Below are 17,212 nucleotides of genomic sequence, written 5' to 3' on the forward strand. Positions count from 1 at the left end.
TATGATAACAACATCAAATTTATCGAAAACATACAACGGAAATCAGGTTTTAAACATTGAATCTTTAGATATCCCAAAAGGGCAGAGTTTTGGCTTGGTTGGTAATAATGGCGCTGGTAAAACCACGTATTTTAGCTTGCTTTTAGATTTAATTCAACCAACTACAGGTTTTATTAAAAGTAACGATGTGCAGGTGGATAAAAGTGAAGATTGGAAACCGTTTACATCTGCTTTTATAGATGAAACCTTTTTAATTGGGTATTTAACACCCGAAGAGTATTTCTATTTTATAGGAGAACTTCGGAATCAAAATAAGGCCGATGTGGATGCTTTGGTAGCCCAATTTTCAGATTTTTTTCACGATGAAGTTTTAGGTAAGAAGAAGTTTTTACGCGATTTAAGTAAAGGGAATCAAAAGAAAGCCGGTATTGTAGCCGCATTAATTGGTAACCCTGAGGTTATTATTTTAGATGAACCTTTTGCAAACCTAGACCCAACCACACAAATAAGGCTAAAAGGCATTATTAAAAACCTTGCCGAAAAACAGGGCGTTACCGTTTTAGTCTCTAGTCACGACTTATCGCACGTAACCGATGTTTGCGAGCGTATTGTTGTTTTAGAAAGAGGAACGATAGTGAAAGATTTACAAACCAGTGAAGCCACCTTAAAAGAGTTAGAACTACATTTTTCGGGCGGGGCAGAGGTGTAGTTTACATTTTATAAATCCAACTGGATGGGTTTTGTGTGTCCGTATCTTTGGAAATTACAAAACTCAAAATAGTTTCTCCTGTTGAAGGGTTGGTAAATACCTCGCCAATATCTTGCTTGGTAGTTACTTTATCTCCTGCTTTTACGTAAATTATAGATAAATTTTTATAGTACGTAATATAATTTCCGTGCTGTATAATTACAAACGGATTTACATTTTTGTTGGCCACTACACCAATAACTTCGCCATTAAAAACAGCTCTAGCTTTAGCGCCTTTTTCGGTTGCAATACGTACACCGTTACTGTTTATGGTTAACGATTTTATTACAGGGTGTGGTTGCTTACCGTAGCCCATTTGTACAACACCCTTACTAACTGGCCAAACCAATTTACCACGGTTGGCTTCAAAATTTTTGGCTAAGGCTAAACCTTCTGGTGTTAATGCAAATGTTTTTGAACTCGAAGATTTTCCAGCCTTTTTATTAGATTTAGCAATAGCGGCTCTAATAATTTTATTTATTTCGGCATCAATGCGTCGGGCTTCTTTTTCTTTATCTTTAATTTGATTGGCGTAGCGCGAAATATTACCCTGAATTTCTTTCATTAAAGCCTGTTGCTGTTTACGCTCACTTTCTAAAGATTTTTGAGTAACCTTATTTTCAGCAATTAAATTATTTTTTTCCTCCTTTTGCTTTAATAAGTTGGTATTTATGTCTTGTAGCTCCTTTGTTTTTACCTTTATAGTCTCACCTTGTTTTTTTTGATGGTCGGCATATTGCTGCATATACTGCACACGTTTGTAGGCTTGCTTAAAATTATTAGACGATAGTAAAAACATAATCCTACTTTGCTGGTTTTTGCTTTTATACGACTTAACAATCATAGCAGCGTATTCTGCCTTCAATTGCTTGAGTTCGTCTCTTAAACTCGTTATTTTGCTCTGATTCGTGTTTATTTCACGTGTTAATAAGTTGGCTTGGCGGTTGGTTACTTTTATTAAATTATCCAACACACTTATTTTGTGATTAAAATCTTCAATTAAAGAAAGTTTCGATTTCGCTATCGTTTTATTTTCTGTACGTAATTCATTTATTTTCTGAATTTCGCGACGCAACTCTTGGCGACGTGTCTCTAGCTCTTTCTGTTTATTGTTTTGAGAAAAAGCAAGAGAGCCACAAAGTAAAAAGCCTAGTAGAAATATTATTTTATATGAAGATTTTCTTAAAATCATTCCAATTCAATTTTTTTGAAACCTGAAGGTATCTTAAAAGGAAAACGTAAGTCTTCATTTAATGTTACACTTTTAAATTCTAAATTTATAATGGTTTCTTCGTTGCCTTCTACAGCAATAACTTTTATGTTTTCTGGCAGTATTTGTTTCTCTACTTCCTGATGCGATAAATAATCAATTTGTAGATGTCTCAATTCTTTAGGCTGGCTTATTTGTTGCGATTTCACTTTAAAAAGAGAAGGATCTATTAAAAAGAAAATCTCAAACAAAAGCTGTTGTTTCTTAGGTTGCAGAATATAAGTATTATCGTTAACCGAAGCCGTGTAACTTCCATTTTTTAAATCGAAAATAGCATCACCTAAAAGTAAGTTTTGCACCTTTTTAAAATCTAATTCCGTACCCAATAATTTACTTAAATATGAAAAATCACCCTCGAAATAAGTGTTGTCTAGTTTATTATAAAACCCAACTTTTTCTGGAGTTATCATCGCTCTAATAACAGAAAACGGTGCATTCATCCATAGTACTTCATCTTTTTTAGCTCTAAAGCTAACGCTGTTGGTTTGCGATTTTCCGTTTTTATTAAAGTTAATTCTAAGTTTAGCTTGTAATGTTTTAAAATCCGGACTCTGCTTGCTGTTTTCTTTTATAACCGCTTTGGTAGATAGGCTTAAATTATCAGCGCCACCAGTAACCGTTCGTGCCGATTTACAGCTAAAACTTAAAAGCAGCATAATGCTTAGAACGTAATATATAGGTTTGTTCATTAATTTTTTAATTTTTGTGCCTTATCACTAAACGTTTGTGCTTTGGCAGTATTGTTTAAAAGCGTGTAAGCTTTGCTTAATTGATTGTAAAAATCAGTCTCCATTCTAGCATCATCAATAATATAATCTAATCCAATTTCTAAAGCTTCAATAGCTTCTTTAGGTTGGTTGAGGTTATTTAAAGCGATACCATTTACCAAGTATAATAAAGGTTGCGATGGATATTTTTCTAAAGCTTCACTGCTTTCTGCTTCCACGGCTTTAAAGTTCTGCAAATCTATTTTAAGCAACAAAATATTTTTTAAAACGGCAAAATTATTGCTGTCTTGCTCTAGTGCTTTTTCAAAATATTCTAAAGCTTTAGTTTTGTTGTTTTTAGATAAATAATATTGCCCCATTTCTAACAGCGATTTCTCGTTGTCTTCTTCGGTAACCAAAGCTGTAGCTTCTAGTAAATCGGCCTCATATTGTGGATTTTGCTTAACAAAATTAACAAAGTCAGATAATACTTTTACCTTAGCCTCAGGTTTTATTTGCGTACTTTGCACAACAACCTTCATCGATTCTATAGCTTTATCCGCATTGTTTTCATCTAAATAGAATTTGTACAAAGCCAAATGTACAAGTTGCGATTTTGGGTTGTTTTCAAGAAGTTCTTTTGCGGTTTCAAAAGCTTTTTCTTTATTATTGTTTTCGCTGTAGCGGAAAATTAGAGCTAAATAGTTCGATTCTTTATCCGGATTGTTTTCAACCCGAGATTCTAAATTTTCTATTTGATCCTTTTTTCTGCCCGTAGCTTCGTATGCTATATTTCGCATGCGATCTCTATCTATAGAAACACCGAGCTCAGTATCTAATTCATCTAAAAGGAGTAAGGCTTCATCGTAACGTTTTGTTTTCACGTAAAGTGATGCCAAATCCTCCTTATAATCTGGATGATAACTAACTAATTGTTTAACCGTTTTAATGGCATTATCCAAATCGTTTTGGCCAGCATAAAAGCCGTAAAGCTCATCTAAAAACCATTCATTGTCTGGTTCTAATTCAACTGCTTTTTTTAAAGACTCTTCGGCGGCATTATAATTTTTAAGTTTATAATAACTCTTTCCTAATTCAAAATGTAAAACAGGAATAGATTGGTTTAATGCAATACATTTTTGAAAACCTTCAGCAGCACGATCGAAATTCTCAATACTTTTTTGCTTTAAAGCTTCGTAAAATAACTCCTGAAAAGCATCTTCATTATTTCCTAAATCATCGTCGGGACGTTTATTTAAATCCACTTGCGCATAGTTTATCTGCGGAAGTAAAAACATTCCGAAGAGAAAAAATAATATGTAGATGTTTCTTTTCATTACTTTTAATTTGGGCGTTACCTAAAGGTCGGGCTTTACGTTACAAGTCCTCGCACCTTCTTACGTCGGGCTGTGGGCTTTTCTCTGCAATCCCTAACGCGAACTAGTCCGCGGTAATTACGCTTTGGTGGTCAGTCAAATAATATCTATGAACACTATTTGATAAGATTCCCCCTTTCGAGGGAATTAAAATTTATTCTAAAACTGAATAATCACCAATGCTAATGCTTGTAAAATCCCCATCGTATTTAACGTAATTTCCAATCATAGCATTATCCAAATTCGCATTTTTAATAGTCGAGTTTGTTTGAATTAAACTGTTTTTAATAGTCGAATTTTCTATAACTGTATTGTTTCCGATAGAAACAAAAGGGCCTACAGTCGCATCTTTTAGCACAACATTTTCACCAATAAAACAAGGTTCTATAATGTTAGAGTTTTCTAGTTTAGCCGATGTTGCAACTAATTGCTCTTCGCCATCAGCTTTCAAAAAGCCTAACATGCGTTGGTTAGTTTCTATAGTAATGGCTTTGTTTCCGCAATCCATCCACTCATCAACAGTCCCGGTTTTAAATACTTTACCGTCTGCCATCATGCGTTTTATACCGTCGTTAATTTGGTATTCGCCACCATTCATAATATTTTCATCAAGAATTTCTTGGAGTTTTCCTTTTAAAACAGCAACATCTTTAAAGTAATAAATACCAATTACGGCTTGGTCGCTAACAAAAGACTCTGGTTTTTCAACAAGTTCAACAATCTCTTGGTTGTCGTTTAATTTTACCACACCATAAGCTTCTGGGTTTTTTACTTGCTTAGTCCAAATAACACTATCGGCAGCAGGATCTAAATCGAACTCCGCGCGAATTAAAGTATCGGCATAAGCAATAACTGCAGGCCCAGAAAGTGAAGGTTCTGCACACATAATAGCGTGGCCAGTACCTAGCGGTTTATCTTGACGGTAAATAGAAGCTTTTGCGCCTAAGTTTTCAGCAAGGGCTTTTAAGCTTTCTACAACATCGTCTCCAAACCAAGCAGGATCACCTAAAACAAAGGCAATTTCTTCTATGGGTTGTTTTAAAACTTTGGCGATATCTTTTACCAAACGGTGTACAATAGGCTGTCCGGCAACAGGAATTAATGGTTTTGGTACTGTTAAACTGTGTGGGCGTAAACGCGATCCGCGCCCGGCCATTGGTACTATTATTTTCATATTAAGTAATTTTTTCATTTCCGCGAAGGCGGAAATCTATTTTTTGTTTTTTTTATTTCACGCCCGTACTTCCAAATCCACCTTCACCTCTTGAGGTTTCAGACAATTCTTCAACAGATATCCACTCCGCAAGTTCGTGTTTTGCAATAACGAGTTGTGCAATGCGTTCACCGTTTTCGATAACGAAATCTTCATTAGAAATATTAACTAATATAACTCCAATTTCTCCACGGTAATCTGCATCAATGGTTCCTGGTGCGTTTAAAACGGTTACACCTTTTTTTGCGGCCAACCCACTACGTGGACGAACTTGAGCTTCAAAACCTATTGGTAATTCAATAAATAGACCTGTTTTAACAATGGTTCTTGCTAATGGTTTTAAGGTAATATCTTCTGTTATATTAGCGCGTAAATCCATACCTGCCGATGCTATGGTTTCATAGTGCGGTAACTCGTGGTTAGATTTATTTATTATTTTTATCTCCATCTGTTTTACTTACGTTTTACTTCGTTTTTAAGATTTTTTTGATGTCATCTTTCTCTGAAAAATAAACGATTCCCAAAAATACAATTAACATTGATATGCCTACAACATAATCACCTCTAAATTGATAAAAGGATAATATGGATAGACCAATGGAGAGTATTAGGTACATCAGTATTTTTTTTAGATTGTAGGGTATAGGGTAGTATTTTCTTCCGAAGTAATAAGATAAAACCATCATAACAGCATAGGCCGACAGAGTTGCGACTGCTGATGCCTTGTAGCTGAATTCTTTGATGAATATAATATTTATTACTAATGTTATTATGGCACCAACTATAGAAATATATGCTCCAAATTTTGTTTTATCGGTGACTTTATACCAAACAGATAGGTTATGATAGATACCTAAGAAGAAGTTGGCCATTAAAATTATTGGTACTACCCACATAGCCTCCCAATAATCTTCACTTCTAACAATTATAGGTTTCAATATATCAGCAAAAACCACAACGCCTAATAAAATTATAGACCCTAGCGCAACATAGAATTCTAATATTCTGGCGTAATTTTTTTGCGGATTTTGGCTTTTAGCATGGCTAAAAAAATAAGGCTCGATACCCAATCGGTAAGCTGTAGCAAAAAGTGTCATAAACAAGGCTAGTTTGTAACATGCCGAATACATACCGATATCTACATCGGCAATATGTTTAGGAAGAAGTTCTTTAAGAAGAATTCTATCAAATGTTTCGTTAATTGAAAATGCTACTCCAGCGATTAAAACTGGATAAGCGTAACGCATCATACGTTTCCAAAGTTCTATGTTGAACACGTATTTAATTTTTGTGTAAAACGAAAGCATTAAAAGAAGTGTTATACCGCTTGATATAAGATTTGCTATGAAAATATAACTGATTTCAAAATTTTCTATATAAATGCTATTGAAAAAAGAAAAGTTATGTGATAAATCTTTCAAAGCTAAAAGAAAGAAGAGGTTTAAACCTAAGTTTATGGTGACATTTAATATTTTGATAATGGCGTAACGCATGGGTTGTTGTGTGGCACGTAACCATGCGAAAGGTATAATAACAAGAGCGTCGCAAAGTAAAATCCAAATAACTATGTTAATGTACTTAACGTCTATATCTATAAATGAAGCGATTTGATTTTGAAAAATTAGCGCAATGGCAAAAAAGCTGATAGATGATATAACCAAAGATATGGTAGAGGTGCCTGTAACACTATTTTTATCATCGTCCTTGTTGAAAAACCTAAAAAAGGCGGTTTCCATACCGTAAGCTAAAATAACGTTAAATAGAACAAAGTATGAAAAAATCACCGATACTTCTCCATATTCACTTACGGATGAAAGTACACCATCGCTTGTGTAAAGCGGTACAAGCATAAAACTCAACATTCTCGGTAAAACCGTGGCTAGGCCATAAATGAATGTTTGCTTGAAAAGTGATTTTAGTGCGCTCAATGCTAGTTGTTTTGTGGTGTTAAAAGTACGTTTTTAGAGAATCCCATGCAAAGATAAGTTATTGCTTGTTTTATGCCGGTTAATAGCTGTAAGTGGCGCTTTATTAGGTTATGTTGTATTATTAAAATCATGAAATGTGGCGACGCCTTTTTTAAGTTTAAGAATTAGAACTAAAAAAATCCCCTTCAAGTTTATAACCTGAAGGGGATTTTGAATTTTATTAAATACGTTATCTAATTGTTCAATACTGTCGCTATTGAGATTTTACTTCGCTAAAGCTTCAGTCTAGTTATTCAATGCTTCTGCACCACCAACAATTTCTAAGATTTCGTTTGTAATAGATGCTTGACGTGCTTTGTTGTACGTTAATTTAAGCTGATCTCTTAATTCGGTTGCGTTATCTGTTGCTTTGTGCATAGCCGTCATACGAGCGCCATGTTCACTCGCAAAAGAATCGCGAATACCTTTGTATAATTGTGTTTTTAAAGACTTAGGAATTAACTGCTCTACGATTTCTAATTTCGATGGTTCGAAAACATAATCTGAAGTGTTAGCTGCTTCGCCTGCTACAGGTACAATTGGTAAAAATTGCTCGGTAGTTACAATTTGAGTTGCCGCATTTTTAAATTTATTATAAATGATATCGATTTTATCGAATTCACCAGTAATAAATTTATCCATTAACATTTCAGCAATTTCAGCAACGTTATCAAACGTTAAATCATCGTAAATATCACTTTTGTTATCTATAACATTATTAGTTTTCTTAAAGGCATCATTTCCCTTTTTACCTATAGCAAGATAAGATACTTCTTGGTTTGCATAAGTTTCAGAAGTCATTTTTGTAACTTCTTTAATAATGTTAGAGTTAAAAGCACCTGCTAAACCTCTATTAGAAGTTATAGTTACAATTAATACTTTTTTTACCTCACGTTGTGTGGCGTATGCGCTTCCAGAATCAGCATCTAAAGTGGCACTCAAACTTTGTAAAAGTTCGGTTAACTTATCTGAATAAGGACGCATAGCTGTAATAGCATCTTGTGCCTTTTTTAACTTTGCAGCCGATACCATTTTCATGGCACTGGTAATTTGCATCGTTGAAGATACCGATGATATTCTGTTACGTATTTCTTTAAGATTAGCCATTCTTTATTTTATAAAGACTCTGCGATTGCCCTCAGAGTGACATTAATTTTATAATTTAAATTTGAAGTTATGAGCTTCTAAAAACTCATAACTTCAAACTGTTTTATGCTTTGTATTTAGCTGAAAGTTCTTTACAAACAGAAATTAATGTGTCTGTAACGGCATCAGTTAATTTACCCGCTTTTAAAGTAGCTAATACATCACTATGCTTAGCGTTTAAGAATTCAATGAAATCTCTTTCAAATTCTTTTACTTTTTCAACAGGAACGTCTTTTAATAAGTTTTTAGAACCAGCGTAGATAATTGCTACTTGATCTTCTACTTTAAAAGGATCGTTTTGACCTTGCTTTAAGATCTCTACGTTACGTTTACCTTTATTAATTACGTTTAAAGTAACAGCATCTAAATCTGAACCAAACTTAGCGAAAGCTTCTAGCTCACGGTATTGTGCTTGATCTAATTTTAAAGTACCAGATACTTTTTTCATAGATTTAATCTGTGCATTACCACCAACACGAGATACAGAAATACCTACGTTAATTGCTGGACGAACACCAGAGTTAAATAAATCTCCATCTAAGAAAATTTGCCCATCAGTAATAGAAATTACGTTTGTTGGGATATAAGCAGAAACATCACCCGCTTGAGTTTCAATAATTGGCAATGCAGTTAAAGATCCACCACCTTTTACGATTGGTTTTAACGACTCTGGTAAGTCATTCATTTCTCTAGCAATGGCATCGTTATTAATAACTTTTGCAGAACGCTCTAATAAACGAGAGTGTAAATAAAATACATCTCCAGGGTATGCCTCACGTCCTGGTGGACGTCTTAATAATAAAGATACCTCACGGTAAGCAACGGCTTGTTTTGATAAATCATCAAAAACAATTAAAGCTGGTCTACCAGTATCTCTAAAATACTCTCCAATAGATGCTCCAGTAAATGGTGCGTAAACTTGCATTGCAGCAGGATCTGATGCATTTGCAGCTACTATTGTTGTGTAAGCTAAAGCGCCTTTTTCTTCTAAAGTTTTAGCAATAAGTGCTACTGTTGAAGCCTTTTGGCCTACAGCAACATATATACAATATACAGGCTCGCCTGCATCGTAAAATTCTTTTTGATTTAAGATAGCATCGATACAAACTGCAGTTTTACCTGTTTGTCTGTCACCAATTACCAACTCACGTTGACCTCTACCAACTGGGATCATAGCATCAATTGCTTTAATACCTGTTTGTAATGGTTCTGTTACTGGCTCTCTATAGATAACACCAGGAGCTTTACGCTCTAAAGGCATCTCATAAGTTGTTCCAGCAATAGGTCCTTTACCATCAATTGGGTTACCTAAAGTATCTACAACACGACCAACAATACCTTCTCCTACTTTCACAGAAGCAATACGGTTAGTACGTTTTACTGTAGAACCTTCTCTAACTCCTACTGAAGTTCCTAAAAGTACAATACCTACATTATCCTCTTCAAGGTTAAGTACGATACCTTCTAATCCGCCTTCGAATTCTACTAATTCACCATATTGTGCATTAGCTAATCCGTAAGCACGAACAATACCGTCACCTACTGTTAATACAGTTCCTACTTCGTCTAATGAAGCGCTTGCCTCAAAACCCGAAAGTTGTTGTTTTAAGATTGCTGATATTTCAGCTGGTTTTACTTCTGCCATCTTATTGTTTATTTAGATCTAAAGACCTTAGTTTAATGTAAATTCTCTTTTTAATTTGTTAAGCTGATTGGCAACACTTGCGTTGTATTGCAAATCTCCAATACGTAAAATGAAACCACCTAAAATGTCTTCATCTATAATGTTTTCTACTTCAACATCTTTTCCTGTAAGGGTTTTAGCTTTTTCTAAAACACGCTTCTTTAAATCGTCTGTTAACGCTACTGCTGTAGTAACGGTAGCAACTTCAACACCTTTAGATTTATCTAATAACTCACCATATTTTACTGCGATATCGCCTAAAATATTAATTCGGTTGTTAGTTACTAAAGTATCAATTAAGTTATTTGTTGATTTATCAGCGTTTTTAAAAACATCTAATAAAGTCGATTTTTTAATTGAAGAAGGAATTACAGGGCTTTGAAGTGCTTCGCTTAAATCTTTACTTGTTGCCAAAGTATTAGCGATTAGCTTCATATCATTACCAACAACTTCTGTTGTGTTTTGATCTGATGCTAAACTTAATAATGCTTTAGCGTAACGTATTGCTGCTCTTGCTCCCGCCATTATAATTTAGTTTAATGATTTTTCAGCTAACATAGTTTCAACCAATTGTAATTGCTTGTCTTTGTTAGATAATTCAGTACGCATTACTTTTTCGGCAATTTCTAAAGAAATACCAGCAACGTGATTTTTAAGTTCGGCTAAAGCGGCTTTCTTTTCACCTTCGATAGCAGCTTGTGCTTGAGCTATCATTTTGTTAGCTTGACCTTCTGCTTCAGACTTAGCGTCCTCAATCATTTTATTTTTCATCTCGCGTGCTTCTTTAAGCATCTCTTCGCGTTCTGCTCTAGCTTCTTGCAATAACTTTTGGTTATCGGCTTGAAGGTTTTGCATTTCTAATTTTGCTTTTTCGGCAGAATCTAATGCGTTTTGGATACCATCTTCTCTAGACTGTAAAGAGTCTAAAATTGGTTTCCAAGCAAATTTTCTCATTAATACTATTAATATTAATAAGATAATGGCTTGCATAAAAAATAAGCCTGGCGAAAAATCATGTAATAACTGATCCATGTAAAACTATAAATTAGTTGTTATTTGTTTTTGTTTAATTTTAAAAAACAGGTCCTGTAACCAACCGTTACAGGAATCTGTTCTTTTTTGTTTTTTAGGAAATTCTTATTTCCCTAAGATTAATGCACCGAATGCTAAACCTTCTAATAAGGCTCCAATGATGATCATTGCAGTTTGGATTTTTCCAGCTGCTTCAGGTTGACGAGCAATACCTTCCATTGCTTTACCACCAATTTGACCTAATCCGATACCACCACCGATAACGATTAATCCTGCTCCAATTAAATTGTACATACTAATTTGATTTTTATAAATATTAATTAAACAAATTCTGTTTTGGATTTCAACTTTCATTGAAATCATTTCATTTTACTTATTAGTGGTGATCGTCGTGTTCTTCGACAGCCATACCAATAAATAACGATGATAACATCGTGAAAATAAACGCTTGTAAAAACGCTACTAATATCTCAATTACCATTATAAATAACGATAATGCTAACGACATTCCTGTAGAAACCACAGGTCCGAAAGATGCTTTTAATGTTATTGTTAATGCAATTAAGCTCATTACAACAAAGTGACCCGCAGTAATGTTTGCGAATAAACGTATTAATAATGAAAATGGCTTAATAATTACAAAACCAACTAGCTCAATAACTGCTAATATAGGGCGTAATATATAAGGAACTCCTGGCATCCATAATGTGTGTGCCCAAAAATCTTTAGTACCACTAAACATATAGATAACAACTGTAAATAATGCTAAACAAGCTGTTACAGCTATTTGCCCTGTTACGTTAAAACCAAGTGGAGTTAAACCTAATAAATTTAATATCCAGATAAAGAAGAATACAGTTAGCAAGAAGCCCATAAATTTACGGTACTTTTTCTCTCCAATATTTGGTTTTGCTATTTCATCACGAACGTAGATTACTAACGGTTCTAATACTCTAGAAAATCCTTTTGGAATCGTTTTTCCTTTTTTATAACCTCTAGCTAATGCGCCAAAACCTAATAACATAAGGATACCAGTTAATAACATTCCGAAAACAGATTTTGTTATCGAGAAGTCTAAAACTTTTTGCGCGTTAGTAGCGTGGTGATCTTCATCAAAGTTAATTGTAGAAGCTCCGCTTTCTAATTCGTATATTTTGCTGTGTAGTTTTACAAGTTTAGTATCGTCTTTATCAACGATTACCTTTCCAGCATCATCATGATGAAACTCAGATGACATAAATGTTTTTAAACCATTACTGGTCCAAACAATTACGGGTAAAGGAAAACTGTAATGTGTTCCAGATTCGTTGTGCGTGTAGAAATGAAAATCGTGCGAATCCTTTAAGTGATGTGCAATATATTCATTAATTTCTTCTGCTGTATCTACTTTGTTTCCAGGTTTATGCTGTGCATCATCTCCATAAGAAGATATAGAAAACAACGCTAAAACTAAAACTGCTATAAAATTGATAGATTTTTTTGCCACCACCATACTTTTTCTAACTAATAAATTTATGCTCTGTAAATTTTGTGCAAATGTAAGTAATAATTTAAAAAAGTAAAGCCTTTTTTTTATTAGATTTTTCAAGAATAGAAAATTCTTAAAGAATTCTTAAAAAGTTAGTAATTACTTACTGTTTAAGAGCTTTGAAACGGCTATAGCTTCTGTAATTAAAAACAGGAATAATGGAATCACTAATCCAATGCGTTCCATTTGCGTCAAATTATCATTAGCAAAAATCGATGATTGAAAAATTAAAACAAAGGCGCCAATTTTAAAAAACATTAAAGTTAAGTAGGCGTAACCTGCTTGATTAGGTAATTTTTCTGCAACAAACTCTACAGTTGTGTAAACTATAACAGCGGCTATTAAATGGAATAGATATACAGAAAGCAACGAGAACGAAAGTGTTTCGGTGGTTAAGTAATTTTGAAGATTGAAGGCTATTAGGAATAATACTAAAAGAATAGCCGTTACAATTAAAATACGCTTAATCATTAAGGTTTGTTTTTGGTTTGGTCGCTGTTTGTTAAGTTGAGTACTTGTTTTATAACCGCATACATGGCAATAAAAACAGCAATTAAGGTCACTATTTTGTAATAGAGTTGGTTCGTGTTATTGAATTTTACATCTAGCCATTCACCCAATTTGCTGCCTAAATAGATGGTTAAACCCATTTGGAGAGCAATAGATGAAAACCTAATAAACGGATTAAGCCGTTTATCCGATGGCTTTTGGTTGTCCGCCATCTTTCACTTGTTTTTTATGCCCTTGCATAGCACATGATACATTAAAGGTTGCCCCAGGTTCTACTGCTAGTTTTCCAACAACAACATCACCTTCAATATTTGCGGTAGATTTTAATGTTAGGGTACCTGTTAAAGTAAGTGTGCCTAAAAAAGCGCCTTCAAAATGAGCATCTGTACCTTGTAAAGACCCTTTTATAGACCCCGATTTTCCAACAACTACTTTGCCTGGAGTTGAAATATTACCTTCTACGGTGCCATCTATTCTAAAATCGCCTTCGCTTTTTAAATCACCAACAATAATGGTTCCTTTTGCTACTATATTCTGGTTGGACGTTGCTTCTGCCATGTTCTTATTTTTTTTATTATCTGAAAACATAATGAGTTTGGTTATTGGTTATTTGGGTTTAAGTAGGCCTCTAAATTTTTATGAATTTGAACGGTTTGATAATTCGCCGATGAAATTACGAAGAATGGTTTAACAATCCTCTTTTTATTTTTATCGGTTAACAATTGTTTGAATGTTTTAGCAACGGCTTCATTCTTTATTCCATGGACTAAAACAAATGTTTTTTGTGGGTTATACAAGTCTACCGAAGATGACAATCGGTAATATTTAACCTCTTTTAAAACACTGTCTAGCTCTTTTTGAAAAGCAGGAATATTGTTTTGTTCCGCATCTTTAAACTGAAAAACAACTTTGTAATGCGTAGTGACACTATCTATAGCTTCAACAAAATCGGTACTTGCTATTTTTGGAAGCACGTCGTTAATTATCTTTTGAGCTTGTTTACCTTCGTTAGTATTGGCATAGGTAACCGATAAATTATTAACACCTTCCTTAAAGGCCTCAAAGCCATTTAAACGACCGTTTGCGGTAGCTTTTAAAAGTTCTAACTTCGGAATAATAGGTTCGCCATCAAAACGTTTAATATAATCTTCACTTTTAGAAATAACCTCGGCATATTTTTGTTGTTCGTGTAAGTTGTATAGCGCTTCGTATAAACTCTCTGGGCTATTTTCGTCTTTGTCTGAAACCAACTCTGGATGCTCTAAAATATTAGCATAACGCGATTCTGGATAGTTTTTAATAATTTCAGATTTTGCAATCGAAGCTTCTCCGTTTTCCCCTAAAAGCTCATATATTTTATATAAATTATATTTAGAAGGAAGAATTAATCGCTCTTCTGGGTTGCTTTCTAATAAATTTTGAAACTTACTTTTTGATAATTGATATTCTTTAAACTTCTCTTTGTAAATTAATCCGAGTTGATAATAAGCGTAGTTTCTTTCTTTTGAAATACTGTCTATTTCTTTTTCTTCCGAAGGAATTTTAGAAATGTAAAATTGCGGATCAAATTTTTCTTCATCTGATGCTAATGCAGACAGGTCGTTAGTGGATCCTGTAGTATTTGTACTTGTTGCTATGCTGCCTTTGCTAGACCATCTCCAATTATCTTCTAAAGCGCGGTTGCCCCAAACTTTTACAAATTCATTTTTACCATAAGCTACCGTGGTAGGGTTGTAAAAATAAAATAAAGCAGCTTGCCCAGGTAAACCACCTCTAGATCCAACAGCATTGGTTGTGCCAGGTATATTGTTAGCGGTAACTAAACCCGTGCTTGCATTACGTTCGGTAGCTTCGGCTTGTTCTTTTTCTTCTTCGGCTTGTTCTTTTAAATCGCTTACATAGCTTTCAAATAGGGATAATCTTTCTGCTTCTGGTAAGTGTACTAAATTTAAAATACTATCGTTTGTTTTCGCGATAGCTTCATAATAAATAACATCTTCTAGGTTGTCACGCTTACGTTTTATAACTCTAAACGGTTTAGAGTTTAAGGGTAAACTACTCATGGTGCTATCGAAATAAGCACCGGCTGTAGCGTATTCCGAGTTATCGAAAAACATATCGCCTATGGTTTCGTAGTTTTTTGCCTTTAATAATCTGTCTGGTGAATTGGTGCGTAACGACTTATTGTAGTAAGCCATTGCGGAAGAATCGGAACTATTATTTAAATGAAATTCGCCAATTTGATGATAGATTTTATCTAAAAACGGACGATTCTCACGATTTTCTTCGAGTTTAGTAAGCAATTCTTGAGCTTCTAATTTGTTACCATTTTCAAAATCGAAATTTTTAAATTTTTCAAGATAAGCGGTAATCATGTAGATTCTTGGCGTTCTGCGATTTAGGTCAATCACCTTATCAAAGGCCAAGTTTGCACTATCTTTTTTACCTAATTTATTATAGAGTTGCCCTTGAATAAAGCGGTAACGGCCACGCTCGTCATTATTTTTTGTTGATGTCGATGCAATTTCTAATTGGGTAATTGCACTGTCTATAGATTTTGTGTTTAAATAAGCTTGGGCTAACATAGATGTAGCATCGGCTAAATCTTGACCTTCAAGTTGCTCTTGTTTTAAAAGGCGTTTTAAGTTTTTTATAGCCAACTCGTTATTGTCTAAACGCATGTTGGTTTTTTCGCGCCATACTTTGGCTTGGTTTATTTTGTCGCTGGCTGGGTATTTGTAAAGTATGTAGTTAAAAGCTTCTATGGCTGGTACAAAACGTTGATCGAAATAACGTGCTTTACCAAGTAGTAAGTACGCTTCGTCCATTTGTGGGTTAATTTCTTTTCCCTTAATATTCATGCTATGCTTTTGTATGGCTTTAACAGCTTTTTCTTCGGCACGCGAAAAATTTTCGTTTTTAGATTGCCCAGGTAGCATCACTTCTTCCGAAATTTGCATGCGCTCTATGGGTAAAACATCCCAGTAATTATCAAAATAAGCATCGTTTAAACTTATTCGTCCTTCTTCTAAAGCATTATAACCATTGTAAAGCGAGTTGAATTCTGCGGTAACTGCGTGAAAATTTCGATTAATAAATTTATCTTTTTTTCGCGAGCAGCTTACTACGAGAATAGTTGCTATTAATAGTGATAATATAGTTTTAAAAGATGTTTTCAATGCTGGTGTTTTTAGTCTAAAATAATAACAAGAAACTCAGGCTATTATTATATAGCGAGGTAAAAATAAGCATCTTTTTGGATTTAAACCTTTTATCTATTAAAATGAATTTGGTTTTATAAAAAAAATGAGTTTAAATTAAATTTCTAAAAACACCCGATTAACTTGAGTTGCATGTACAGCAAATACTCGCGTTAGGGATTGAACGGCGTGTTTGAGCTCCCGACCTTAGGAGGAGCGAGTAGTGAAAGCCCGACCCTTTTGGGTAACGCCCTAGATATTATCGGAAGCAAACCATTGCGCAAAAGAGCTATCGGTTTCTTGTAATTTTAATGAATGTAAATTGATGTGTTTTGGTAGGCGTTGTTTTATTTTTTGTGCGAAATCGATAACCATCATTTCACTTGTTGGTTGGTAATCTACCAATAAAACGTTATGATCGCGAGCTTGAAGCTCTTTTGCTAACTCTACGTGTGGTGTATTTTTATTAAAAACGGTAGCGTGATCGAAGACGTCTACAATTTCTTCTTTTACAATTTTTTTAAGATCGCCAAAATCGATAACCATACCGTATTTTACGTTGGTGTTATCTGAAATAGGTTGTCCAATTACGGTTACAGATAGTTTGTAGCTATGGCCGTGTACGTTTTTGCATTTTCCATCGTAACCATATAAAGCATGACCAGTTTCGAAAGCGAATTTTTTTGTAATACGAATGTTATTGCCCATTATCTTCTTTTTCTACGGTTTACTACGTAAACAACGATTAATACTATGGCTAATAGCAGAAATAATCCGTTTCCGCTTATAAATGAGAGAATATCCATGGTGTTTGCTTCGTTTTAAATTTTG

At 34.2% G+C, this 17,212-nt stretch carries 18 protein-coding genes; 1 reads left to right on the forward strand and 17 read right to left on the reverse strand.

Going from position 1 to position 17,212, the window contains the following annotated elements; genetic code table 11:
* Position 1: 1 nt before the first annotated feature.
* Complete coding sequence (locus GQR98_RS06665; RefSeq protein ID WP_159018832.1) at positions 2–709, forward strand: ABC transporter ATP-binding protein; 708 nt, start codon at positions 2–4, stop codon at positions 707–709.
* A gap of 1 nt (position 710) precedes the next feature.
* Here the strand turns inward: GQR98_RS06665 and GQR98_RS06670 are convergent, their stop codons facing one another.
* The 17 genes from GQR98_RS06670 to GQR98_RS06750 form a co-directional block, all read right to left on the reverse strand.
* On the reverse strand, positions 711–1,940 hold the full coding sequence (locus tag GQR98_RS06670) for a murein hydrolase activator EnvC family protein (protein ID WP_159018833.1): 1,230 nt from the start codon (positions 1,938–1,940) through the stop codon (positions 711–713).
* Entirely contained in the window at positions 1,937–2,707 is a 771-nt protein-coding gene (locus tag GQR98_RS06675) for a DUF4292 domain-containing protein (RefSeq protein WP_159018834.1), read from the reverse strand. The genes GQR98_RS06670 and GQR98_RS06675 overlap by 4 nt, the downstream gene beginning before the upstream one ends.
* Positions 2,707–4,062, reverse strand: a complete 1,356-nt coding sequence (locus GQR98_RS06680) for a tetratricopeptide repeat protein (protein ID WP_159018835.1) — start codon at positions 4,060–4,062, stop codon at positions 2,707–2,709. Before GQR98_RS06680 ends, GQR98_RS06675 begins: the two co-directional genes overlap by 1 nt.
* Before the next feature lie 193 nt (positions 4,063–4,255).
* The gene (locus tag GQR98_RS06685; RefSeq protein ID WP_159018836.1) at positions 4,256–5,275 is read right to left on the reverse strand and encodes a sugar phosphate nucleotidyltransferase; all 1,020 of its coding nucleotides are present in this window, start codon (positions 5,273–5,275) and stop codon (positions 4,256–4,258) included.
* A 52-nt stretch (positions 5,276–5,327) separates the two neighbouring features.
* Positions 5,328–5,762, reverse strand: a complete 435-nt coding sequence (dut, locus tag GQR98_RS06690; RefSeq protein ID WP_159018837.1) for a dUTP diphosphatase — start codon at positions 5,760–5,762, stop codon at positions 5,328–5,330.
* Positions 5,763–5,778: 16 nt separating this feature from the next.
* A complete protein-coding gene (locus GQR98_RS06695; RefSeq protein WP_159018838.1) occupies positions 5,779–7,242 on the reverse strand; it encodes a polysaccharide biosynthesis C-terminal domain-containing protein in 1,464 nt (487 codons plus the stop codon).
* Positions 7,243–7,527: 285 nt separating this feature from the next.
* Positions 7,528–8,388 carry an ATP synthase F1 subunit gamma gene (gene atpG, locus GQR98_RS06700; protein WP_159018839.1) on the reverse strand — a complete coding sequence of 287 codons (861 nt, stop codon included), beginning with the start codon at positions 8,386–8,388 and terminating at the stop codon, positions 7,528–7,530.
* Positions 8,389–8,491: 103 nt separating this feature from the next.
* The gene (gene atpA, locus GQR98_RS06705; RefSeq protein WP_159018840.1) at positions 8,492–10,072 is read right to left on the reverse strand and encodes a F0F1 ATP synthase subunit alpha; all 1,581 of its coding nucleotides are present in this window, start codon (positions 10,070–10,072) and stop codon (positions 8,492–8,494) included.
* A 27-nt stretch (positions 10,073–10,099) separates the two neighbouring features.
* Positions 10,100–10,636: an ATP synthase F1 subunit delta gene (gene atpH / locus GQR98_RS06710; RefSeq protein ID WP_159018841.1), complete on the reverse strand. Its 537-nt coding sequence runs from the start codon at positions 10,634–10,636 to the stop codon at positions 10,100–10,102.
* Positions 10,637–10,642: 6 nt separating this feature from the next.
* Positions 10,643–11,143, reverse strand: a complete 501-nt coding sequence (locus GQR98_RS06715; protein ID WP_042500727.1) for a F0F1 ATP synthase subunit B — start codon at positions 11,141–11,143, stop codon at positions 10,643–10,645.
* 105 nt (positions 11,144–11,248) lie between these two features.
* A complete protein-coding gene (gene atpE / locus GQR98_RS06720; protein WP_004569351.1) occupies positions 11,249–11,437 on the reverse strand; it encodes an ATP synthase F0 subunit C in 189 nt (62 codons plus the stop codon).
* A gap of 82 nt (positions 11,438–11,519) precedes the next feature.
* Positions 11,520–12,635: a F0F1 ATP synthase subunit A gene (gene atpB, locus GQR98_RS06725; RefSeq protein ID WP_159021106.1), complete on the reverse strand. Its 1,116-nt coding sequence runs from the start codon at positions 12,633–12,635 to the stop codon at positions 11,520–11,522.
* Positions 12,636–12,770: 135 nt separating this feature from the next.
* Positions 12,771–13,142: a DUF6168 family protein gene (locus tag GQR98_RS06730; protein WP_199270274.1), complete on the reverse strand. Its 372-nt coding sequence runs from the start codon at positions 13,140–13,142 to the stop codon at positions 12,771–12,773.
* A complete protein-coding gene (locus tag GQR98_RS06735) occupies positions 13,142–13,393 on the reverse strand; it encodes an AtpZ/AtpI family protein (RefSeq protein WP_159018842.1) in 252 nt (83 codons plus the stop codon). Before GQR98_RS06735 ends, GQR98_RS06730 begins: the two co-directional genes overlap by 1 nt.
* A complete protein-coding gene (locus tag GQR98_RS06740; RefSeq protein WP_410488896.1) occupies positions 13,365–13,739 on the reverse strand; it encodes a bactofilin family protein in 375 nt (124 codons plus the stop codon). The genes GQR98_RS06735 and GQR98_RS06740 overlap by 29 nt, the downstream gene beginning before the upstream one ends.
* Before the next feature lie 41 nt (positions 13,740–13,780).
* A complete protein-coding gene (locus GQR98_RS06745; RefSeq protein ID WP_159018844.1) occupies positions 13,781–16,360 on the reverse strand; it encodes a tetratricopeptide repeat protein in 2,580 nt (859 codons plus the stop codon).
* Positions 16,361–16,633: 273 nt separating this feature from the next.
* Positions 16,634–17,089 carry a 6-pyruvoyl trahydropterin synthase family protein gene (locus GQR98_RS06750; RefSeq protein WP_159018845.1) on the reverse strand — a complete coding sequence of 152 codons (456 nt, stop codon included), beginning with the start codon at positions 17,087–17,089 and terminating at the stop codon, positions 16,634–16,636.
* Positions 17,090–17,212: the final 123 nt, after the last annotated feature.

This window comes from Algibacter sp. L3A6, assembly GCF_009796825.1.
Lineage (GTDB): Bacteria > Bacteroidota > Bacteroidia > Flavobacteriales > Flavobacteriaceae > Algibacter.